Source organism: Escherichia sp. MOD1-EC5990 (assembly GCF_002965285.1).
Lineage (GTDB): Bacteria > Pseudomonadota > Gammaproteobacteria > Enterobacterales > Enterobacteriaceae > Escherichia > Escherichia coli_F.
Map to the genome: position 1 here is coordinate 191,418 of NZ_PTRV01000001.1, position 22,350 is coordinate 213,767.

18 protein-coding genes are annotated in these 22,350 nt (G+C 51.4%); 9 read left to right on the top strand and 9 right to left on the bottom strand.

The features are described 5' to 3' along the window. Nucleotides 1–45 precede the first annotated feature (45 nt). The gene (fabA, locus tag BEB42_RS01050) at nucleotides 46–564 is read left to right on the top strand and encodes a bifunctional 3-hydroxydecanoyl-ACP dehydratase/trans-2-decenoyl-ACP isomerase (protein ID WP_000227927.1); all 519 of its coding nucleotides are present in this window, start codon (nucleotides 46–48) and stop codon (nucleotides 562–564) included. A 69-nt stretch (nucleotides 565–633) separates the two neighbouring features. Here the strand turns inward: fabA and rmf are convergent, their stop codons facing one another. From rmf to rlmKL, 6 genes are all read right to left on the bottom strand, one after another. Next, complete coding sequence (gene rmf, locus BEB42_RS01055; protein ID WP_000828648.1) at nucleotides 634–801, bottom strand: ribosome modulation factor; 168 nt, start codon at nucleotides 799–801, stop codon at nucleotides 634–636. 255 nt (nucleotides 802–1,056) lie between these two features. Continuing rightward, nucleotides 1,057–1,620 (bottom strand): membrane integrity-associated transporter subunit PqiC, encoded by a 564-nt coding sequence (gene pqiC, locus BEB42_RS01060; protein WP_000759110.1) that lies wholly within the window; start codon nucleotides 1,618–1,620, stop codon nucleotides 1,057–1,059. Next, on the bottom strand, nucleotides 1,617–3,257 hold the full coding sequence (pqiB, locus tag BEB42_RS01065; protein ID WP_000445539.1) for an intermembrane transport protein PqiB: 1,641 nt from the start codon (nucleotides 3,255–3,257) through the stop codon (nucleotides 1,617–1,619). Before pqiB ends, pqiC begins: the two co-directional genes overlap by 4 nt. 4 nt (nucleotides 3,258–3,261) lie before the next feature. Then, nucleotides 3,262–4,515, bottom strand: a complete 1,254-nt coding sequence (pqiA, locus tag BEB42_RS01070; RefSeq protein WP_000333186.1) for a membrane integrity-associated transporter subunit PqiA — start codon at nucleotides 4,513–4,515, stop codon at nucleotides 3,262–3,264. Nucleotides 4,516–4,644: 129 nt separating this feature from the next. Beyond that, nucleotides 4,645–6,552, bottom strand: coding sequence for an ABC transporter ATP-binding protein (locus tag BEB42_RS01075; protein WP_000053078.1), 1,908 nt, complete (start codon nucleotides 6,550–6,552; stop codon nucleotides 4,645–4,647). 11 nt (nucleotides 6,553–6,563) lie between these two features. After that, entirely contained in the window at nucleotides 6,564–8,672 is a 2,109-nt protein-coding gene (gene rlmKL, locus BEB42_RS01080; RefSeq protein WP_001086541.1) for a bifunctional 23S rRNA (guanine(2069)-N(7))-methyltransferase RlmK/23S rRNA (guanine(2445)-N(2))-methyltransferase RlmL, read from the bottom strand. Between the two features lie 97 nt (nucleotides 8,673–8,769). Here rlmKL and ycbX point away from each other — a divergent pair, with 97 nt between their 5' ends. Further along, nucleotides 8,770–9,879 (top strand): 6-N-hydroxylaminopurine resistance protein YcbX, encoded by a 1,110-nt coding sequence (gene ycbX / locus BEB42_RS01085; protein ID WP_000224265.1) that lies wholly within the window; start codon nucleotides 8,770–8,772, stop codon nucleotides 9,877–9,879. Here ycbX and zapC read toward each other — a convergent pair. Together zapC and pyrD are read right to left on the bottom strand one after the other, a co-directional pair. Next, entirely contained in the window at nucleotides 9,876–10,418 is a 543-nt protein-coding gene (gene zapC, locus BEB42_RS01090; protein WP_001295353.1) for a cell division protein ZapC, read from the bottom strand. The two genes, ycbX and zapC, sit on opposite strands and share 4 nt — an antisense overlap. Before the next feature lie 173 nt (nucleotides 10,419–10,591). Beyond that, nucleotides 10,592–11,602 (bottom strand): quinone-dependent dihydroorotate dehydrogenase, encoded by a 1,011-nt coding sequence (pyrD, locus tag BEB42_RS01095; RefSeq protein WP_001353314.1) that lies wholly within the window; start codon nucleotides 11,600–11,602, stop codon nucleotides 10,592–10,594. A gap of 236 nt (nucleotides 11,603–11,838) precedes the next feature. Here pyrD and ssuE point away from each other — a divergent pair, with 236 nt between their 5' ends. The 5 genes from ssuE to ssuB are packed head-to-tail and all read left to right on the top strand — an operon-like array spanning nucleotide 11,839 to nucleotide 16,075. Beyond that, on the top strand, nucleotides 11,839–12,414 hold the full coding sequence (gene ssuE, locus BEB42_RS01105) for an NADPH-dependent FMN reductase (protein WP_105267116.1): 576 nt from the start codon (nucleotides 11,839–11,841) through the stop codon (nucleotides 12,412–12,414). After that, a complete protein-coding gene (gene ssuA, locus BEB42_RS01110; RefSeq protein ID WP_074501025.1) occupies nucleotides 12,407–13,366 on the top strand; it encodes an aliphatic sulfonate ABC transporter substrate-binding protein SsuA in 960 nt (319 codons plus the stop codon). The genes ssuE and ssuA overlap by 8 nt, the downstream gene beginning before the upstream one ends. After that, nucleotides 13,363–14,508, top strand: a complete 1,146-nt coding sequence (gene ssuD, locus BEB42_RS01115; RefSeq protein ID WP_000055969.1) for an FMNH2-dependent alkanesulfonate monooxygenase — start codon at nucleotides 13,363–13,365, stop codon at nucleotides 14,506–14,508. Before ssuA ends, ssuD begins: the two co-directional genes overlap by 4 nt. Before the next feature lie 11 nt (nucleotides 14,509–14,519). After that, nucleotides 14,520–15,311: an aliphatic sulfonate ABC transporter permease SsuC gene (gene ssuC, locus BEB42_RS01120; protein ID WP_000235209.1), complete on the top strand. Its 792-nt coding sequence runs from the start codon at nucleotides 14,520–14,522 to the stop codon at nucleotides 15,309–15,311. After that, the gene (gene ssuB / locus BEB42_RS01125) at nucleotides 15,308–16,075 is read left to right on the top strand and encodes an aliphatic sulfonates ABC transporter ATP-binding protein (protein ID WP_001090517.1); all 768 of its coding nucleotides are present in this window, start codon (nucleotides 15,308–15,310) and stop codon (nucleotides 16,073–16,075) included. The genes ssuC and ssuB overlap by 4 nt, the downstream gene beginning before the upstream one ends. A gap of 205 nt (nucleotides 16,076–16,280) precedes the next feature. Here ssuB and pepN read toward each other — a convergent pair whose 3' ends face one another. Further along, on the bottom strand, nucleotides 16,281–18,893 hold the full coding sequence (gene pepN / locus BEB42_RS01130; protein ID WP_000193811.1) for an aminopeptidase N: 2,613 nt from the start codon (nucleotides 18,891–18,893) through the stop codon (nucleotides 16,281–16,283). Nucleotides 18,894–19,158: 265 nt separating this feature from the next. Here pepN and pncB point away from each other — a divergent pair, with 265 nt between their 5' ends. Continuing rightward, nucleotides 19,159–20,361, top strand: a complete 1,203-nt coding sequence (gene pncB, locus BEB42_RS01135; protein ID WP_001305916.1) for a nicotinate phosphoribosyltransferase — start codon at nucleotides 19,159–19,161, stop codon at nucleotides 20,359–20,361. A 168-nt stretch (nucleotides 20,362–20,529) separates the two neighbouring features. After that, nucleotides 20,530–21,930, top strand: a complete 1,401-nt coding sequence (gene asnS / locus BEB42_RS01140) for an asparagine--tRNA ligase (RefSeq protein WP_000117877.1) — start codon at nucleotides 20,530–20,532, stop codon at nucleotides 21,928–21,930. Nucleotides 21,931–22,350 lie beyond the last annotated feature (420 nt).

Genomic DNA, 22,350 nt, shown 5'->3' on the forward strand with positions numbered 1-22,350 from the left:
GTTAGCTATCCTGCGTGCTTCAATAAAATAAGGCTTACAGAGAACATGGTAGATAAACGCGAATCCTATACAAAAGAAGACCTTCTTGCCTCTGGTCGCGGTGAACTGTTTGGCGCTAAAGGCCCTCAATTGCCAGCACCGAACATGCTGATGATGGACCGTGTGGTCAAAATGACCGAAACGGGTGGTAACTTCGACAAAGGGTATGTTGAAGCAGAACTGGATATCAATCCGGATCTGTGGTTCTTCGGATGCCACTTCATTGGCGATCCGGTTATGCCGGGATGCCTGGGCCTGGACGCAATGTGGCAGCTGGTAGGGTTCTACCTCGGCTGGCTGGGCGGCGAAGGTAAAGGCCGCGCACTGGGTGTTGGCGAAGTGAAATTCACTGGTCAGGTTCTGCCGACAGCAAAAAAAGTGACCTACCGTATTCACTTTAAACGCATTGTTAATCGTCGTCTGATTATGGGTCTGGCAGATGGCGAAGTGCTGGTTGATGGTCGTCTGATCTATACCGCCAGCGACCTGAAAGTCGGTCTGTTCCAGGATACGTCTGCCTTCTGATTGAAATCAGACAGAGTATAAAAAGGCGAAACCTCCGCATTGCGGAGGTTTCTTTTTAAAGAGACAGAATCAGGCCATTACTACCCTGTCCGCCATGGCTTCTCGCCAGCCTCCCAGCCATTGTGACCTTTGATTCAGCGTCTGATAGGGACACATTTCTTTTGAGCGTCCGGCGATGCCGGCCTGATAACCACGTTGATGTGCCCGTTCCAGGCGATCTCGTTTTTGTCTCTTCATGCCTCGTTTCCCTCATACTGGTTTCTGGTGGAAAAGAAAACAGTGATTACTAAATGTGCAATCACAGTTAAGCAATACCGCGAATCATAACTGCCGTCAATGCGCAAAATTCACGCCACTGTCATATTTGTGAGCTACACGGGCATGTCGGTTGTACAAAAAATGTGAAGAGGAACAACTTTTTCCGCACGTTAGAAACAAAAAAACCGCCTCAGGCTACATACCGGAGACGGTCATATTTACAAATCTTTATAATTAAGGTAGACGCTTTATCTCTTGCGCAATAGAAGCGGCTTCCTGACTCCAGACACTGGCCAGCACCTTAACCATCTCATCGTAACCATCCTGAGTTTGCACCCCTTCCAGACGGAACGGACGTTTGATCAATTGTCCCTGGTGGTTCAACAGCCACTCACCACTGACAATGACCTTGCCATCATAGCGCCCGTTAAACTCCGTTACGGTAACATTGAGCGTATCCTGGGCGCTTCCCAGAGGCTGGGAGGCAACCACCCAGCCGGGCAGTTGCGTGCTCAGGTTGGCAACCAGAGTGTTGCGCAACTGTTGATCCAACGGGCTGGCCCACAAGTTGTTGTTGGCAATCACATACTTCACATCACTGGTTTGATAAACCACACCATTTCCGGCCAGATAGTCAGGAACAGCGACCTGCTCTACCCATAACAGGCGATTACCCTGGCTGGCGGTACTTTGTGTACCGCTCTGCACCACAGGTAGCTGGTAATAGTTTTTATTGATCTCGCCGGAGCTGCATCCTGCCAGCCACAGTGCCGCAATCGTCACTAGCCACTTTTTCATTGTTTCGCCCTCTTCGGCTCTGGATCTTTTTTGTCCTTCGCTTCAAATACCAGCGCGTTACTCTTCTCGTTGAGCGTTTTCAGCACCGGCTGCAGTTCACGCAACACCTGATCAAGGCGCTGCATATCCGCCACCATCTTGTTGTAGGCTGCGGAGCCAGGCTGGAAGCCCTGCATACTGCGATTCAACTCACGTAATGTAGACTGCATATCGGTCGGCAACTGCTGCATCGACTGGCTGGCGAGGATCTTGTTCATGCTATCCAGCGTCGTTTGCAGGTTTTTCATGGTGCGCTGACTTTCAGAAAGCGTACTGGTCGCCTGCTCAATCATCGGATTCAATGGCAGTTTGTTGATCTTATCCAACGCTTCCATCAGACGCTGCTGGATTTGCGCCAGGCCACCGCTAACGGTCGGGATAATCTGATAACCATTAAACTCACGAATACCGGTAATAGCAGGGCTATTTGGATAGAAATCGAGATCAACATACAGTGCGCCAGTGACCAGATTTCCGGTCTTCAGCGATCCGCGTAAACCACGTTTCAACAATTCGCCAAGGTGCTCAACAACATCCGCATTTTCACCAAGCTGCATTTTCAGCCGCTCTGGTTCGATACGAATCAGTACCGGAATACGGTAATCATCGTTAAATGTCTGCCGCATATTCGGCGCAAAGAACGGTACTTTGCTTACGGTACCCAGGCGAATACCCCGGAATTCTACCGGAGCTCCCGGTTGCAGACCGCGTACCGAATCTTTAAAGAACATCAGATAATCAATGTGATCGGTGTACAACGAATCCTGAATGCTCTTCTGATCATCATACAAAACGAAAGCTGTTTTCGGTGCCACTGGCTGCCCTAAATCCAGACCTTCCGGCACATCAAAGCTGACACCGCCACTCAGCAGCGTTGTCAATGAGCCCATCTCCACACGCATTCCCGCTGACGTCAAATCAACCGCAATGCCACTATCTTTCCAGAAGCGAACATTGCTTGTCACCAGTCGGTCATAAGGTGCATTGATGAACAGTTGATAGCTGATATTGCGTTTTTGCGTATCGAAGGTGCTGGTTTCAACCGAACCTACCCGATAGCCACGGAACAGCACGGGATCTCCTGGCGAGAGCTGCCCGGCTTTTTTACTATCGAGAATCACACGGATACCTTTTGCATCAGGCGGGGCCAACGGTGGCGAGTCCAGCAAATCGTATTTATCCATTTTGCTGCCTTTCGCGCCTGGCTGCAGTTCGATATAAACCCCAGACAGCAGCGTTCCCAGGCCGCTAATCCCTTCTCGACCAATCTGCGGTTTCACCACCCAAAAGACGGTATCTTTATGCAGTAATTTTTCCATACCGGAATTCAGCCGCGCTTTGATTTCAACGTGCGTCAAATCATCAGCCAGTGTGGCGCTTTCAACCACGCCGACGTCAACGCTACGGCTTTTAATGGTGGTTTTACCACCTTCTATTCCTTCCGCATTCGCGGTGATCAGGGTCACTTCCGGCCCCTGATGGCTGTAATGATAAAAAAGAACCCAGGCCCCAATGAGCGCCGTGACGATAGGAAATATCCACACGGGAGACCAGTTCTTCACTTTCTGGATTTTGGCTTCCCCATTATTAGATTCCATACTGTCAGGACTCCTCATGCTCTGATTCAGGTTGACGATCCCACGACAAACGCGGGTCAAACGTCATAGCAGAAAACATTGTCATTATGACGACTAAAGCAAACATTAATGCACCCATTGCCGGATAAATACTCATTAAACCTCCCATACGCACCAGCGCCGAGAGCACCGCGATGACGAAAACGTCAATCATCGACCAGCGGCCTACAAACTCAACAACTTCATAAATCAAATGCATTCTTTCACTGTCGCGCTTGCCATGCCCTTTGGCATCCCAACACAACCACGCTATGGCGATCATCTTTAACGTTGGCACCATAATACTGGCCAGAAAGATAACCGCAGCGACGGGATAAGATCCTTCGCTCCATAACAGGATGACCCCAGCGAGAATCGTCGATGGCATCTTCGAGCCTAATAAATCCGTCACCATGATGGGCAAAATATTAGCCGGAAGGTACAGCATGATGGACGTTACAAGCAGCGCGAGTGTCCACTGCAGGCTGTTTCTACGACGTACATACCCTTTGGTACTACAGCGCGGGCACACAGGTTCATCAGCACGAAGGATTGCCGTGCAACAGGAGCACGAACGCAGCCCCTGGCGTATCCCCGTGACGCCCGGTTTTAGCGGCTGGCGCAGTTCTGGCATTGGGGCGATATCGTCCCATAACCAGCGACGATCAACACACTGAAAGGCGCGCAGTTGCAGGACACAAAATAAACACCAGGGGAGAAAGCTGCTGCCTACACCAATGCTGCCGTAGGCCATCAGTTTAACGAAACTCACCAGCACACCCGCGAGGAAAATCTCCGCCATTCCCCATGTTTTGAGTTGAAAAAGCACCCGTGCCAGTTGCTCTTTTAAACGGACCGGTAATTGTGCGCGATTAACCAGTAACAGAATAGTTATCAGGCAAAACGCGGGAACCAGTTGCACAAACAACAGGAAAAAGGTGCCGAGGCTGGCGTAGTCCTCAGAAAAAAGCACGCCGGGAATTTCCAGTAATGTAATTTCACTGGTGACTCCCGCAACGTTCATATTCACAAAAGGAAACAAGTTGGACAGCAACAGCATGAACAGTGCAGCCAACGCATAGGCAGTGGGACGCTGCCGAGGGGCATCCCACGCCACGGTTAACGTTGTGCCACACCGGGGACATGCCGCTTTCTGACCATGCTCAAGGCGCGGTAACGCCACCAGCATGTCACACTGCGAGCACAGGATATGCTTCGCGGCATGATGATGTTCGCACATTGGTACTCCTTAATGATGCGCTATTATACAGATTGCTAACAAAGCGCTGGTTTTCGTGCCAGATAAACGTTACACATCTGGCAATTTTACCGTTGTCAGCAGCCTCTGTTTAAATCGACTATTTTGCGATCAGCCACCATTTTTTAACGCTTCAAGATACTCCCAGCGTTCAAAGGCTTGCTCCAGCTCCTGCTCCGCAGCAGCCATATCAGCGAGCACTTTTTGCGTCTGCTCATGCGGCTGACTAAAGAAGGCAGCATCCGCCACCTGCGTCTGTAGGGCTTCCAGCTTCGCCTCCAGCTCTTCGAGCAATTGCGGCAGTTGCTCCAATTCGCGCTGCAATTTATAGCTTAGTTTGCTACTGCTGCGTTTTACAGTTTCTGCTTTTGGCGCGGCGGCTTCTTCGGTTTTTTTCACAGCAGGCTGTTTAAGCGCCACATACTGCTCTTGCTGACCACGGGCGTCATGATAGCCGCCAACATAACGACCAATTTTACCGTCGCCTTCGAAGATCCAGCATTCTGTTACGGTATTATCGACAAACTGACGATCGTGGCTCACCAGCAATACCGTGCCCTGGTAGCTGTCGATCAGTTCTTCCAGCAATTCCAGCGTTTCGACATCAAGGTCGTTGGTCGGTTCGTCAAGAATCAATAAGTTGCTTGGTTTGAGGAACAAACGCGCCAGCAGCAAGCGGTTACGCTCACCGCCAGATAGCGCACGTACCGGCGTCATCGCCCGTTTCGGATGGAACAGGAAGTCCTGCAAATAACCCAGTACATGGCGTGGTTTGCCATTAACCATCACCTCTTGTTTGCCTTCGGCCAGGTTATCCATCACCGTTTTATCGGGATCCAGTTCCGCGCGGTGCTGATCGAAATAAGCCACTTCCAGTTTGGTGCCAACGTGAATACGCCCGCTGTCCGCCTGAAGCTGACCGAGCATCAGTTTCAGCAGCGTGGTTTTGCCGCATCCATTCGGCCCAATCAGGGCAATTTTGTCGCCACGTAGAACCTGGGCAGAAAAATCTTTTACCAGTTGCTTACCGTCAACCTGGTAGCAAACGTCTTCCATTTCGAAAACGATCTTACCGGAGCGGCTGGCCTCTTCCACCTGCATCTTTGCGGTACCCATCACTTCGCGACGTTCGCCACGCTCGCGCCGCATTGCTTTCAGGGCGCGTACGCGGCCTTCATTACGGGTACGGCGTGCTTTGATCCCCTGGCGGATCCACACCTCTTCCTGCGCCAGTTTGCGATCGAACTCGGCATTTTGTAGTTCTTCCACGCGCAGGGCTTCTTCTTTTTCCAGCAGGTACTGGTCGTAATTCCCTGGATAGGTCACCAGCTTGCCGCGATCGAGATCAACAATACGCGTCGCCATATTGCGGATAAACGAGCGGTCGTGGGAGATGAAAATAATCGTCCCATTGAAGGTTTTAAGGAATCCTTCCAGCCAGTCGATGGTTTCGATATCCAGGTGGTTAGTCGGTTCGTCGAGCAGCAATACGCGCGGATTGCTCACCAGCGCGCGTCCTAATGCCGCTTTACGCAACCAGCCGCCGGAAAGCGACGACAGCGCAACATTAGGATCTAACCCCAGTTGCGCCAGCACTTCGTTGATGCGGTTTTCCAGCTGCCACAGGTTGTGGTGATCCAGCTGTTCCTGAACCTTCGCCAGTTCGTTGAGATTTTTCTCGCTCGGGTCGTTCATCACCAGGCGCGAAATATCGTGATAGCGTTTCAGGTATTCCGCTTGTTCTTCAATGCCTTCGGCAACGAAATCATAAACGCTACCCTCAACGTTACGCGGCGGATCCTGTTGCAGACGAGCGACAATCAAATCTTGCTCGTAAATAATGCGACCGTCATCCAGCCCCTGTTCACGGTTGAGGATTTTCATTAACGTCGATTTGCCTGCGCCGTTACGGCCTACCAGACAAACACGTTCGTTATCTTCGATATGCAGTTCTGCGTTATCGAGAAGCGGCGCGTCGCTGAACGACAGCCATGCGCCATGCATACTGATTAATGACATTACTATTCCTTTCAGGCTGCGGTAATCAGCCAGCAGTTGTGGATCTGGCGGTTACGGGCGAAATCCTGGGAGAGCGTTTTTTGCGTAATTTCTTGTGCTTTCAGTCCCAGTTTTGCCAGTCCGTCAAGATCCATACGGAATCCACGTTTGTTGTTCGAGAACATGATCGTCCCACCAGCACGCAGCAGACGTTTCAAATCTTTCATCAGCGCCAGATGATCGCGCTGAACATCAAACGCATCTTCCATTCGTTTTGAGTTAGAGAAGGTTGGCGGATCAATAAAGATCAGATCGAACTGTTCATTTGCCTCACGCAGCCATGCCAGGCAATCGGCCTGAATCAGGCGATGCGCTCGGCCAGTTAAGCCATTCAGACGCAGGTTGCGTTCTGCCCACTCCAGATAAGTACGCGACATATCCACGGTGGTGGTGCTGCGTGCACCGCCTAATCCCGCATGCACGGTGGCGCTACCGGTATAGGAGAACAGGTTGAGGAAATCTTTGCCTTTGCTCATCTGACCGAGCATCCGACGGGCGATACGGTGATCGAGGAACAGACCGGTATCGAGGTAATCCGTCAGGTTCACCCACAAGTGAGCGTTATATTCGGTAACTTCAAGAAACTCGCCCTTCTCGCCCAGTTTCTGGTACTGATTTTTGCCCTTCTGGCGTTCACGGGTTTTCAGCACCAGTTTGTTTGGCGCAATCCCCAGTACAGAAATGGTTGCAGCGATAATATCGAACAGACGCTGACGCGCTTTGTGCGCATCAATCGTTTTTGGCGGCGCATACTCCTGCACTACCACCCAGTCGGCATAACGGTCAACGGCAACGTTATACTCCGGCAGATCGGCATCATACAGGCGATAACATTCAATCCCTTCCTGACGTGCCCACTTCTCGAATTTTTTGAGGTTCTTACGCAGGCGGTTGGCGTAGTCTTCCGCTACCATTGCCGGTTTGCTGTCTGGTGTGCTTTCGGCAACGTGATAATTTTTCTGTACGCAGTCCAGCGGGCCGTTTTTCGCCTTGTACTGTTTGTCTGCACGCAGCTGCAGGCAGCTTAGCAGATCCTGCGAGGCACTAAACAAAGAGAGATTCCAGCCACCGAACTGGTTTTTCATGATTCGGCCCAGCAGGCTATGCAGTGCAATCAGCGCCGGTTCGCTGTCCAGACGTTCACCGTATGGCGGGTTGCTCAACACTGTACCGTACGGCCCTTTCGGCAGCGGATTGGTCAGTTGCGCAACATCTTTCACCTCAAAGGTGATCAGTTCACCAATCCCCGCAAGACGGGCGTTAGTGCGCGCACGTTGAATCACCCGTGCGTCGCTGTCCGAACCGTAAAAATGAGAGCTATACTCAGCCAAGCCTTTACGGGCGCGAGTTTGCGCTTCCGCTTTCACTTCCTGCCAGATAGCTTCATCATGCTGCGCCCAGCCGCTAAAGCCCCAACGCCCACGGTGCAAACCTGGTGCGCGATCGGTCGCCAGCATCGCCGCTTCAATCAGCAACGTACCGGAACCACACATTGGATCGAGCAGCGGTGTTCCTGGCTGCCAGCCGGATCGCATCACAATCGCGGCTGCCAGGGTTTCTTTGATCGGTGCAATACCAGCACGATCACGATAGCCACGCAGATGCAAGCCATCACCACTGAGATCAAGGGCGATACTGGCGGTTTCTTTATGCAGCCAGACGTTAACGCGAATATCCGGCGCATCGCGATCAACATTGGGACGTGGCAGATTTTTCCGCGTGAAAGCATCGACGATCGCGTCTTTCACTTTCATCGCGCCGTACTGGCTGTTGCGAATGGTGTCATTTAAACCACTGAAATGGACAGCGAAGGTCGCGCCAGGATTAAACATCTCTGTCCAGTTGATCGCCTGAACGCCGAGATAGAGGTCTAAATCACTGTAAACCTTACACTCGCCCAGCGGCAACATAATACGCGAGGCCAGGCGGCTCCACATCAGGCTCTGGTAAACAAGCCGTGTGTCGCCCTTAAAATGGACCCCACCCTGAACCACCTGGCATTCAACGGCCCCCAGGTTTTCCAGTTCAGTTTTTAACAGCTCTTCCAGCCCACGGGCCGTACTGGCAAACAGAGAATTCATATCGTCACTTTTACTCTAAGAAAATTGTTGCGCATTATAGCTAATAAGCGCGTCATGTCATAAAGTTGAGGGCTTATTTTCATTTGAGGACCGCACCGTGGCGACATTAACCCGGCTTTTTATTCATCCTGTTAAATCGATGCGCGGCATTGGTCTTACACATGCTCTGGCAGATGTCAGTGGTCTGGCCTTCGATCGCATCTTTATGATCACGGAACCTGACGGTACGTTTATTACCGCTCGCCAGTTTCCCCAGATGGTACGGTTTACTCCTTCACCTGTGCATGATGGCTTGCATCTCACCGCACCAGATGGCAGTAGCGCATATGTTCGTTTTGCTGATTTCGCCACACAAGACGCACCAACCGAAGTTTGGGGCACACATTTTACCGCGCGAATTGCGCCAGACGCGATCAACAAATGGTTAAGTGGATTTTTCTCCCGCGAAGTGCAATTGCGCTGGGTGGGGCCACAAATGACCCGGCGCGTGAAATGCCACAACACTGTACCTCTGTCATTTGCTGATGGCTATCCTTACCTTCTTGCTAACGAAGCCTCGTTACGTGATCTCCAACAACGTTGTCCGGCCAGTGTAAAAATGGAGCAATTCCGCCCCAATCTGGTGGTTTCCGGCGCGTCAGCCTGGGAAGAAGATAGCTGGAAAGTGATTCGTATTGGTGATGTGGTGTTTGATGTGGTTAAGCCTTGCAGCCGCTGTATTTTCACCACCGTCAGTCCGGAAAAAGGACAAAAGCATCCGGCAGGTGAACCATTAAAAACATTGCAATCTTTCCGCACAGCCCAGGATAACGGCGATGTCGATTTTGGTCAGAATTTAATTGCCCGTAATAGTGGCGTGATTCGCGTTGGCGACGAGGTGGAAATTCTTGCAACGGCTCCGGCGAAAATTTACGGCGCAGCTGCCGTGGACGATACCGTCGACGCCGCGCAGCAACCGGACGCAAATGTAGATATTGACTGGCAAGGGCAGGCATTTCGTGGAAATAACCAACAGGTTCTGCTGGAGCAATTAGAAAATCGGGGAATTCGTATCCCTTATTCTTGCCGCGCGGGCATTTGTGGAAGCTGCCGTGTTCAGCTTTTAGAAGGCGAAGTCACACCGCTCAAAAAATCAGCAATCAGCAATGATGGTACCATTCTTTGCTGTAGTTGTGTGCCGAAGACTGCGCTTAAACTAGCGCGTTAAACTGCCTGTTCGAGGCTGAAACTGTCAACATTAACCTGCGGTTTCAGCCTGTCATTCATGATTTTGATGGCGTCCCCCAACTGCATCGCGCGACCCGCAATAACAACGCAGGGTTGTGCCAGCAGGCATAGTGCGGCATTTTCGCCAGATTCAACGACCAGCAAATTAACTTGCTCGTGAGTGTCGCTCAACCAAACGCAGGCCGCATCGCCCGGCATGGGCACCCACATTTCACCATGGGAAACAAAATGCCAGCTTTTCGGCATTTGCGGTTTGAGATAACGAATTGCTACCAGCGCATTAAGCACCAGTTCGGCTTTTTGTTCTTTAGATAAATTAAAATCGCGGCATTTTTCTTCAAATGAGAAATAGAGCGCGGCGTCGTCAACGCAAAAGCCTGCGGGAGAAAAGGCATCTGGAGTCAACATTTTGCGCGCAAAACGTGAGCGAAATAGCATACCATTGGCTAAATCGAGCATCATTCGATCGTGCTCTTCATCGTAATACCAACGCCAGTTATCGTCTGGTTTAATTCGCATTTGCCTCTCCCCTACCCTAAAAAACCGCAGCAACACAATCCATTGTCGCTTCGCTTAATAACCTCAACAATAAAAGTACAAAATGTCTAAATAAGCAACAGCGATGAATATAAAACAACCAGGGCTTAAAATAAAGCCCTGATTATCTTATAAAGAGGAATTCGAAGAAATAATTAGATATGGGTAACGATTTCTTTAATCAGCGGCGGACCTTTAAAAATAAAACCAGAATAAATTTGCACCAGTGAGGCCCCCGCAGCAATCTTTTCACGCGCAGCGATAACCGAGTCAATGCCGCCAACACCGATGATCGGTAAGCGACCGTTTAATTCCTGTGACAAGCGGCGAATAATTTCTGTGCTTTTTAACTGAAGCGGACGACCACTTAAGCCACCGGTTTGATCACAATTTTTCATTCCCTGAACCAGAGAACGATCGAGTGTGGTATTGGTTGCAATAACGCCATCAATATTATGGCGAACTAAACTATCGGCAACCTGGATCAATTCTTCTTCAGAAAGATCCGGCGCGATCTTCACTGCGATCGGCACATATTTATGGTGCATCGCTTGCAAATCATTTTGCTTATTTTTAATCGCGGTTAAGAGATCATCCAGCGCTTCGCCATATTGCAGTGTGCGTAATCCTGGGGTATTCGGCGATGAAATATTGATAGCGATATATCCCGCATAGGCATAGATTTTTTCCATACAAATCAGATAGTCATCTTTACCCTGCTCCACCGGCGTATCTTTATTTTTGCCGATATTAATCCCCAGAACACCATCGTAATGAGCTTTTTTTACGTTCTCAACGAGGTTATCAACGCCGAGATTATTAAAGCCCATACGGTTGATCAAACCTTCGGCATCAACCAAACGAAAGAGACGCGGCTTGTCATTACCTGGTTGTGGACGTGGTGTGACGGTACCGATCTCGATCGATCCAAATCCCATCGCGCCTAATGCGTCAATGCACTCCCCGTCTTTATCCAGACCAGCTGCCAGACCAAGTGGATTTTTAAACGTCAGGCCCATGCAACTAACGGGTTTTGCTGGAACTTTTTGCCGAATCAGTGCTTCAAACGGCCTTCCGGTAATGCGGCGTAATTGCTGAAAAGTAAACTCATGAGCGCGCTCTGGATCGAGCTGGAAAAGGGCTTTACGAACGAAGGGGTAGTACATGAACTCTCCTGGATTCCCGGTGTGCAAACCGGGGGCGTATTATGTGCGAGTTCGGACCAAAAGGGAATTGACCTACGGCAATAAATAGCAAACGTTTTCTTATTGCGCTTTTTTTATGCTTTTTTTGGCTTTTCTTCCTCAGATAAATCATTTCGACTCGCGGGCCACCTCTGTCAGACTGACCGAATTGTTATCAATATTAACAAAACAAGAACAATTGGTTATAAGGAGAGAGTATGCGTGTCATCACCCTGGCGGGTAGTCCTCGCTTTCCTTCTCGCTCCAGCTCCTTGCTGGAATATGCGCGGGAAAAACTGAATAACCTGGATGTCGAGGTTTATCACTGGAATCTGCAAAACTTCGCCCCGGAGGATCTGCTCTATGCCCGTTTCGATAGTCCGGCCCTGAAAACTTTTACCGAACAACTGCAACAGGCCGATGGGTTAATTGTCGCCACACCTGTGTATAAGGCCGCCTATTCCGGAGCGCTGAAAACCCTGCTCGATCTGCTGCCAGAACGTGCGTTGCAAGACAAAGTGGTACTGCCGCTGGCAACGGGCGGTACAGCGGCTCACCTTCTGGCGGTCGATTACGCCCTTAAACCGGTTTTAAGCGCACTGAAAGCCCAGGAGATCCTGCACGGCGTGTTTGCCGATGACTCACAAGTAATTGATTACCACCACAAACCCCAGTTCACGCCAAATCTGCAAACCCGTCTTGATACCGCGCTAGAAACTTTCTGGCAGGCACTTCACCGCCGTGATGTTCAGGTTCCTGACCTTCTTTCTCTGCGAGGTAATGCCCATGCGTAACATCATTAAACTGGCGCTTGCGGGATTGCTTAGCGTCTCTACACTCGCAGTTGCCGCGGAATCTTCGCCAGAAGCGTTAAGGATTGGCTATCAGAAAAGCAATATCAGTTCGGTACTGGCGAAAAATTACCAAATGCTGGAAAAACGCTATCCGCAAACAAAAATCTCGTGGGTGGAGTTCCCGGCTGGCCCACAGATGCTGGAGGCGTTAAACATTGGCAGTATCGATCTCGGCAGTACCGGGGATATTCCGCCAATCTTTGCCCAGGCTGCCGGGGCTGATTTGGTATACGTGGGCGTCGAGCCACCGAAGCCCAAAGCCGAAGTGATTCTGGTGGCAGAAAACAGCCCGATCAAAACCGTAGCCGATCTTAAAGGTCACAAAGTTGCCTTTCAGAAAGGTTCCAGTTCGCACAATCTTTTACTGCGAGCCCTTCGCCAAGCCGGGCTTAAATTCACGGATATTCAGCCCACTTACCTGACGCCTGCCGATGCCCGCGCCGCGTTCCAGCAAGGTAACGTTGACGCCTGGGCTATCTGGGATCCCTACTACTCCGCTGCATTATTACAGGGCGGCGTGCGGGTGCTGAAAGACGGCACCGATCTCAATCAAACTGGATCGTTTTATCTGGCAGCTCGTCCGTATGCAGAAAAAAACGGCGCTTTTATTCAGGGTGTGCTGATAACCTTTAGTGAGGCCGATGCGTTAACCCGCAGCCAGCGCGAACAAAGCATCGCTTTACTGGCAAAAACGATGGGCTTACCGGCACCGGTTATTGCCTCGTATCTGGATCATCGTCCTCCCACCACCATCAAACCGTTGAGCGCTGAAGTTGCCGCCTTACAGCAGCAAACGGCAGATCTGTTTTATGAAAACCGTCTGGTGCCGAAAAAAGTCGATATTCGCCAGCGTATCTGGCAGCCCACTCAACTGGAAGGAAAACAATTATGAGTCTGAATATGTTCTGGTTTTTACCGACCCACGGTGACGGACATTATCTGGGAACGGAAGAAGGTTCACGCCCGGTTGATCACGGTTATCTGCAACAAATTGCGCAAGCAGCGGATCGTCTGGGCTATACCGGTGTGCTGATCCCAACGGGGCGCTCCTGCGAAGATGCGTGGCTGGTTGCCGCGTCGATGATCCCGGTGACGCAACGGCTGAAGTTTCTTGTCGCCCTGCGCCCCAGCGTAACCTCACCTACCGTTGCCGCCCGCCAGGCCGCCACGCTTGACCGTCTCTCTAACGGACGTGCGTTGTTTAACCTGGTCACAGGCAGCGATCCACAAGAGCTGGCAGGCGACGGCGTGTTCCTTGATCATAGCGAGCGTTACGAAGCCTCGGCAGAATTTACCCAGGTCTGGCGGCGGTTGTTGCTTGGCGAGACAGTGGATTTCAACGGCAAACATATTCATGTGCGCGGAGCCAAACTGCTCTTCCCGCCGATTCAACAGCCCTATCCTCCGCTTTACTTTGGCGGCTCGTCAGACGTCGCCCAGGATCTGGCCGCTGAACAGGTTGATCTCTACCTCACCTGGGGCGAACCACCGGAGCTGGTAAAAGAGAAGATCGCGCAAGTGCGGGCGAAAGCTGCCGCACATGGACGCAAAATTCGTTTCGGTATTCGCCTGCACGTGATTGTCCGTGAAACTAACGACGAAGCGTGGCAGGCCGCTAAGCGCTTAATCTCCCATCTTGATGATGAGACCATCGCTAAAGCACAAGCCGCGTTTGCCCGCACCGATTCCGTGGGGCAACAGCGAATGGCGGCGCTACATAACGGCAAGCGCGACAATCTGGAGATCAGCCCCAATTTATGGGCGGGCGTTGGCTTAGTGCGCGGCGGTGCCGGGACGGCGTTGGTGGGCGATGGTCCCACGGTCGCCGCGCGAATCAACGAATACGCTGCGCTTGGCATCGACAGCTTTGTGCTTTCTGGTTATCCGCATCTGGAAGAAGCGTATCGGGTCGGCGAGTTGTTGTTCCCACATCTGGATATTGCCATTCCGGAAATTCCCCAGCCACAACCGCTGAATCCGCAAGGCGAAGCGGTGGCGAATGATTTTATCCCCCGTAAAGTCGCGCAAAGCTAAGGAACAAAATGATGGCAACGCCAGTGAAAAAGTGGTTATTGCGCGTTGCCCCCTGGTTTTTACCGGTGGGCATCGTGGCGGTGTGGCAACTGGCCTCCTCAGTTGGCTGGCTGTCGACGCGTGTTTTGCCCTCTCCGGAAGGAGTGATGACGGCGTTCTGGACGCTCTCCGCCAGCGGCGAATTGTGGCAGCATCTGGCGATCAGCTCCTGGCGGGCGTTGATTGGCTTTTCAATTGGCGGATCGCTGGGGTTGATTCTGGGACTGATAAGCGGACTGTCGCGCTGGGGAGAACGGCTGCTGGATACCTCAATTCAGATGTTGCGCAACGTGCCGCATCTGGCGCTGATCCCGCTGGTGATTTTGTGGTTTGGCATTGATGAATCCGCAAAAATCTTTCTGGTGGCGCTCGGCACGCTATTCCCCATTTATATCAACACCTGGCACGGCATCCGTAATATCGATCGCGGTCTGGTGGAAATGGCGCGTAGCTATGGATTATCCGGCATTCCGCTGTTTATCCATGTGATCCTGCCTGGTGCCCTGCCCTCAATTATGGTCGGCGTACGTTTTGCGTTGGGCCTGATGTGGCTGACGCTGATTGTTGCCGAAACCATTTCTGCCAATTCCGGCATTGGTTATCTGGCGATGAATGCGCGGGAGTTTTTGCAAACGGATGTGGTGGTAGTCGCCATTATTCTCTACGCCCTGCTCGGCAAACTTGCTGACGTCAGCGCGCAGCTGTTAGAGCGCCTCTGGCTGCGCTGGAACCCAGCTTATCATTTGAAGGAGGCCACGGTATGAATACTGCTCGTCTGAACCAGGGCACACCCTTGTTACTCAATGCAGTAAGCAAACATTACGCGGAAAATATCGTCCTGAACCAACTGGATTTACATATTCCGGCAGGTCAGTTTGTGGCGGTGGTGGGCCGCAGCGGTGGTGGCAAAAGTACCCTGCTGCGCCTGCTGGCAGGTCTGGAAACGCCAACCGCAGGCGATGTGTTAGCGGGTACCACACCGCTGGCTGAGATTCAGGAAGACACGCGAATGATGTTTCAGGATGCGCGTCTGCTACCGTGGAAATCGGTGATTGATAACGTTGGGCTGGGCCTTAAAGGCCAGTGGCGCGATGCCGCGCGTCGGGCGCTGGCTGCGGTAGGGCTGGAGAATCGCGCGCGGGAATGGCCTGCCGCACTTTCTGGTGGGCAGAAACAGCGTGTGGCGCTGGCAAGAGCGTTAATTCATCGACCGGGTTTATTATTGCTTGATGAACCGCTCGGGGCGCTGGACGCCCTGACTCGGCTCGAGATGCAGGATTTGATTGTGTCACTTTGGCAGGAGCACGGCTTTACCGTCTTGCTGGTGACGCATGATGTGAACGAAGCGGTAGCAATGGCGGACCGGGTGTTGTTAATTGAAGAGGGAAAAATTGGTCTGGATTTGACGGTGGATATCCCCCGTCCGCGCCGGTTAGGGTCGGTGAGATTAGCGGAGCTGGAAGCGGAAGTGTTGCAACGAGTGATGCAGCGTGGGCACTCTGAACAACCGATTCGGCGTCATGGTTAATATGCCGGATGTGGCGCACAAAACCAGCGGTTTCAACGGATTGTAGGCCTGATAAGACGCGTCAAGCGTCGCATCAGGCATTTGGGCACGGCTGCCAGATGCGGCGTGAACGCCTTATCCAGCCTACAAAACCAGCATTTTCAACGGACTTGTAGGCCTGATAAGACGCGTCAAGCGCCGCATCCGGCATTTGGGCTCAAAAGTATTAAGCCAGTGCTTTAGTTATCTTCTCGTACAGATCGCCAGAGAGATTTTCCAGCCCTTTCAACTGCTCCAGCGCCGCGCGCATTTTCTCCTGACGTTTGGCATCGTAACGCTTCAGGCGAATCAGCGGTTCAATCAGACGTGAAGCCACCTGCGGGTTACGGCTGTTGAGGTCGGTAAGCATTTCCACCAGGAACTGGTAACCGCTGCCATCTTCGGCATGGAACGCTGCCGGGTTGCTGCCCGCAAACGCGCCAATCAACGAACGAATGCGGTTCGGGTTGCTCATGGTAAATGAGCGATGCTGCAACAGACCACGCACCGTCTCCAGCACATTCGCCGCCGGGCTGGTGGCTTGCAGGATAAACCATTTATCCATCACCAGACCATCCTGATGCCACTTGTCGTCGTACTCCTGCATCAGCGCGTCACGGCATGGCAGCTGTGCAGCAACCGCCGCAGAAAGCGCGGCCAGCGCATCGGTCATATTGTTTGCTTCATGGAACTGCTTGCTTACCAGCACGTCAGCCAGATGCGTTTCACCAAAAGCGAGGAAGCGCAGGCAGGCATTTCGCAGAGTGCGTTTTGCAATATCTTCATGCTCAACGCGATACTCGCTCTGGTAATTCGCGTTGTAAATAGCCAGCAACTCATCCGCCAGTTCAGTCGCCAGAGTACGGGTGAGTGCTTCACGCACTTCGGCAATAGCAATCGGATCGATGATATCGAACAGTTCTGCCATTTCATTGACGGAAGGCAGCGTCAGAATTTCTGCCGCCAGCGCCGGATCAATCTTCTCATCGAGCAGCACCGCGCGGAAAGCGTCAGCCACATGCACCGGCAGAGACAGCGGCTGCCCTTGCTGATGACGGGCGACGTTGAGCTTGATGTAGGTTGCCAGCAGGCTTTGCGCCGCATCCCAGCGGGAGAAATCATTACGCGCATGACGCATCAGGAAGGTCAGTTGCTGATCGCTCCACTTATATTCCAGTTTCACTGGCGCAGAGAATTCGCACAGCAGTGCGGGTACCGGCTGGAAGTAGACATTATCAAAGACAAAGGTCTGTTCCGCCTGGGTGACGTTCAGCACCGAATTCACCGGGTGACCGCCTTTCTGCAACGGGATCACTTTGCCTTCGTTGTCATACAGTTCAATGGCAAACGGAATATGCAGCGGCTGTTTTTCTGCCTGATCCGGCGTAGCAGGCGTGCGCTGGCTGATGGTCAGGGTGTACTGCTCGGTTTCCGGATTATAGTCGTCTTTGACGGTCACAACCGGCGTACCGGACTGGCTGTACCAACGGCGGAAATGGGAGAGATCGACATTTGACGCATCTTCCATCGCCTGAACAAAGTCGTCGCAGGTTGCCGCACTGCCATCATGGCGCTCGAAATAGAGCTGCATCCCTTTCTGGAAGTTTTCTTCGCCCAGCAGAGTGTGGATCATGCGAATCACTTCCGCGCCCTTCTCGTAAACGGTCAGGGTGTAGAAGTTGTTCATCTCAATGACCATATCTGGGCGGATCGGGTGCGCCATCGGGCTGGCGTCTTCCGCAAACTGCAATCCGCGCATGGTGCGCACGTTGTTGATACGGTTTACCGCGCGGGAACCAAGGTCAGAGCTGAATTCCTGATCGCGGAAGACGGTTAAACCTTCTTTCAGGCTGAGCTGGAACCAGTCGCGGCAGGTCACACGGTTACCGGTCCAGTTATGGAAATATTCGTGACCAATAACACGCTCAATATCGAGGTAATCTTTATCGGTCGCAGTGTCGGTACGGGCCAGCACATATTTGGAGTTAAAGATATTCAGACCTTTATTCTCCATTGCGCCCATATTGAAGAAATCCACTGCAACGATCATATAGATGTCGAGGTCATACTCCAGACCGAAGCGTTCTTCATCCCACTTCATGGAATTTTTCAGCGAGGTCATCGCCCACGGTGCACGGTCGAGATTACCACGATCAACATACAGCTCCAGCGCCACTTCGCGACCAGAACGCGTGGTGAAGGTGTCGCGCAGTACATCAAAGTCACCTGCCACCAGCGCAAACAGGTAGCACGGTTTCGGGAACGGGTCCTGCCACTGTACCCAGTGACGTCCGTTTTCCAGTTCGCCTTGCGCAACGCGGTTACCGTTGGAAAGCAGGAAGGGATATTTGGTTTTATCGGCAATAATTTTGGTGGTAAAACGCGCCAGCACGTCCGGGCGGTCAAGATAATACGTAATATGGCGGAAACCTTCGGCTTCACACTGAGTGCAAAGCGCATCGCCTGACTGATAAAGCCCTTCCAGCGCGGTATTCGTCGCCGGGCTAATTTCATTAACGATCTTAAGCGTAAAACGCTCCGGCAAATTACTGATGACCAGTGCGCCCTCTTCTTCTTTCCAGGCGGTCCACGGCTCATCATTAATATGAACAGAAACCAGTTTAAGATCTTCGCCATCAAGACGAAGCGGAGCATCTGATGCACCATGACGGACAGCCTGGCTGACCGCGGTAACGACCGTCTTTTGCGCGTCCAGGTCAAAGGTCAAGTCAATATCAGTAATCTGGTAATCCGGCGCACGATAATCGTGACGGTATTTGGCTTGTGGCTGTTGAGTCATAAATAACCTTTAGCATCTTTTATAGAGTCTGGTGTTCAGTCTATTCCTGTTGCGTAAATCGCGCTATGCAGAATCTTCATCTTTTCAGGTACAAACGCCTTTATTGCTACATTTTTATAACATACGCAGCGCAATACCATCGACCAGAAAGGTGACATATGGTGTGATCGGGGTTCAATAAATTACGAAACAAGGTATACTCCAGCAGTTCCTGAAGATGTTTATTGTACTAAACGCTCCTGTACGAGGACGCTACTGCGCACCTATGACACAATTCGCTTCTCCTGTTCTGCACTCGTTGCTGGATACAGATGCTTATAAGTTGCATATGCAGCAAGCCGTGTTTCATCACTATTACGATGTGCATGTCGCGGCGGAGTTTCGTTGCCGAGGTGACGATCTGCTGGGTATTTATGCCGATGCTATTCGTGAACAGGTTCAGGCGATGCAGCACCTGCGCCTGCAGGATGATGAATATCAATGGCTCTCAGCCCTGCCTTTCTTTAAAGCCGACTATCTTAACTGGCTACGCGAGTTCCGCTTTAACCCGGAACAAGTCACCGTGTCCAACGATAATGGCAAGCTGGATATTCGTTTAAGCGGCCCGTGGCGTGAAGTCATCCTCTGGGAAGTTCCTTTGCTGGCGGTTATCAGTGAAATGGTACATCGCTATCGCTCACCGCAGGCCGACGTTGCGCAAGCCCTCGACACGCTGGAAAGCAAATTAGCCGACTTCTCGGCATTAACCGCCGGTCTTGATATGTCGCGCTTCCATCTGATGGATTTTGGCACCCGCCGACGTTTTTCTCGTGAAGTACAAGAAACCATCGTGAAACGTCTGCAACAGGAATCCTGGTTCGTAGGCACCAGCAACTACGATCTGGCGCGTCGGCTTTCCCTCACGCCAATGGGAACACAAGCACACGAATGGTTCCAGGCGCATCAGCAAATCAGTCCGGATCTTGCCAACAGCCAGCGAGCTGCACTTGCTGCCTGGCTGGAAGAATATCCCGACCAACTTGGCATTGCGTTAACCGACTGTATTACCATGGATGCTTTCCTGCGAGATTTCGGCGTAGAATTTGCCAGCCGCTATCAGGGCTTGCGTCATGACTCCGGCGACCCGGTTGAATGGGGTGAAAAAGCCATTGCACATTATGAGAAGCTGGGAATTGATCCGCAGAGTAAAACGCTGGTTTTCTCTGACAATCTGGATTTACGCAAAGCGGTTGAGCTATACCGCCATTTCTCTTCCCGCGTGCAATTAAGTTTTGGTATTGGGACTCGCCTGACCTGCGATATCCCCCAGGTAAAACCCCTGAATATTGTCATTAAGTTGGTTGAGTGTAACGGTAAACCGGTGGCGAAACTTTCTGACAGCCCTGGCAAAACTATCTGCCACGATAAAGCGTTTGTTCGGGCGCTGCGCAAAGCGTTCGACCTTCCGCATATTAAAAAAGCCAGTTAATATCATCAGGGAGCTAATCGGCTCCCTTTTTTTACCTTTTATTCCGAAATCTTTCGCTGCATTTGCGAATTCTGCTTGTCTGATTGCAGATGCCAGGTAACATAGGTATCCCCCCATTTACGGGTGGACAAGTGTTTATTTTTTCCGACTATTAACAGAGAGAATATTATGAGCGTTGTGCCTGTAGCCGACGTACTCCAGGGCCGCGTAGCCGTTGACAGCGAAGTCACCGTGCGCGGATGGGTACGTACCCGCCGAGATTCAAAAGCTGGCATCTCCTTCCTCGCCGTTTATGACGGTTCCTGCTTTGATCCTGTACAGGCTGTCATTAATAATTCTCTGCCCAATTACAATGAAGACGTCTTGCGTCTGACCACCGGCTGCTCGGTCATTGTGACGGGTAAAGTCGTGGCGTCGCCGGGCCAGGGGCAACAATTTGAAATTCAGGCCAGCAAGGTTGAAGTTGCTGGTTGGGTTGAAGATCCAGACACTTACCCGATGGCGGCAAAACGCCACAGCATTGAGTATCTGCGTGAAGTCGCTCACCTGCGTCCGCGCACAAACCTGATTGGTGCCGTCGCGCGCGTTCGCCATACGCTGGCGCAGGCGCTGCATCGCTTCTTTAACGAGCAGGGATTCTTCTGGGTTTCAACGCCACTGATTACTGCGTCTGATACCGAAGGGGCTGGCGAAATGTTCCGCGTTTCTACGCTGGATCTGGAAAACCTGCCGCGTAACGATCAGGGCAAAGTGGATTTCGACAAAGACTTCTTTGGTAAAGAGTCTTTCCTGACCGTATCTGGCCAGTTGAACGGCGAAACCTACGCTTGCGCATTGTCCAAAATTTATACCTTCGGCCCGACTTTCCGTGCTGAAAACTCCAACACCAGCCGTCACCTGGCGGAATTCTGGATGCTGGAGCCGGAAGTGGCGTTTGCTAACCTGAACGATATCGCGGGTCTGGCTGAAGCCATGCTGAAATATGTCTTCAAAGCGGTTCTCGAAGAACGCGCTGACGACATGAAATTCTTCGCTGAACGCGTAGATAAAGATGCCGTTTCACGTCTGGAACGTTTTATTGAGGCCGACTTCGCTCAGGTGGATTACACCGACGCAGTGACCATTCTCGAAAACTGCGGCAAGAAGTTTGAAAACCCGGTTTACTGGGGCGTTGATCTCTCTTCTGAGCATGAACGTTATCTGGCGGAAGAACACTTTAAAGCACCGGTGGTGGTTAAAAACTATCCGAAAGACATTAAAGCGTTCTATATGCGCCTTAACGAAGACGGTAAAACTGTTGCGGCTATGGATGTTCTGGCTCCGGGCATCGGTGAAATCATTGGTGGTTCTCAGCGTGAAGAGCGTCTGGACGTGCTGGACGAGCGTATGTTGGAAATGGGCCTGAATAAAGAAGATTACTGGTGGTATCGCGATCTGCGTCGCTACGGTACTGTTCCACATTCCGGTTTCGGTCTTGGTTTTGAACGCCTGATTGCTTACGTAACTGGCGTGCAAAACGTGCGTGATGTGATTCCGTTCCCACGTACTCCGCGTAACGCCAGCTTCTAATTTAGCGTCTTCAAGAGCCAGCACCCGCTGGCTCTTTTTTTATCCTTTCTGTCAAGTTATCTGTTTGTTAAGTCAAGCAATCTATTTGCAACCCCGCCATAACGATCATCCTGTTACGGAATATTACACTGCAACATTTGCGCACAAAAAATAATCCGCATTCTTATTGCGGATTAGTTTTTTCTTAGCTGATAGCACAATTTTCATACTATTTTTTGGCGTTCTGGATATCTGAACGAGGATTTAGTGCCAGGTCGATAAAGTTTCCATCAGAAACAAAATTTCCTTTTAGTTAATTTAAATATAAGGAAATCATATAAATAGATAAAAATTGCTGTAAATATCATCACGCTTCTAAGGAAATATGACGGTGTTCACAAAGTTCCTTAAATTTTACTTTTAGTTACATATTTTTTCTTT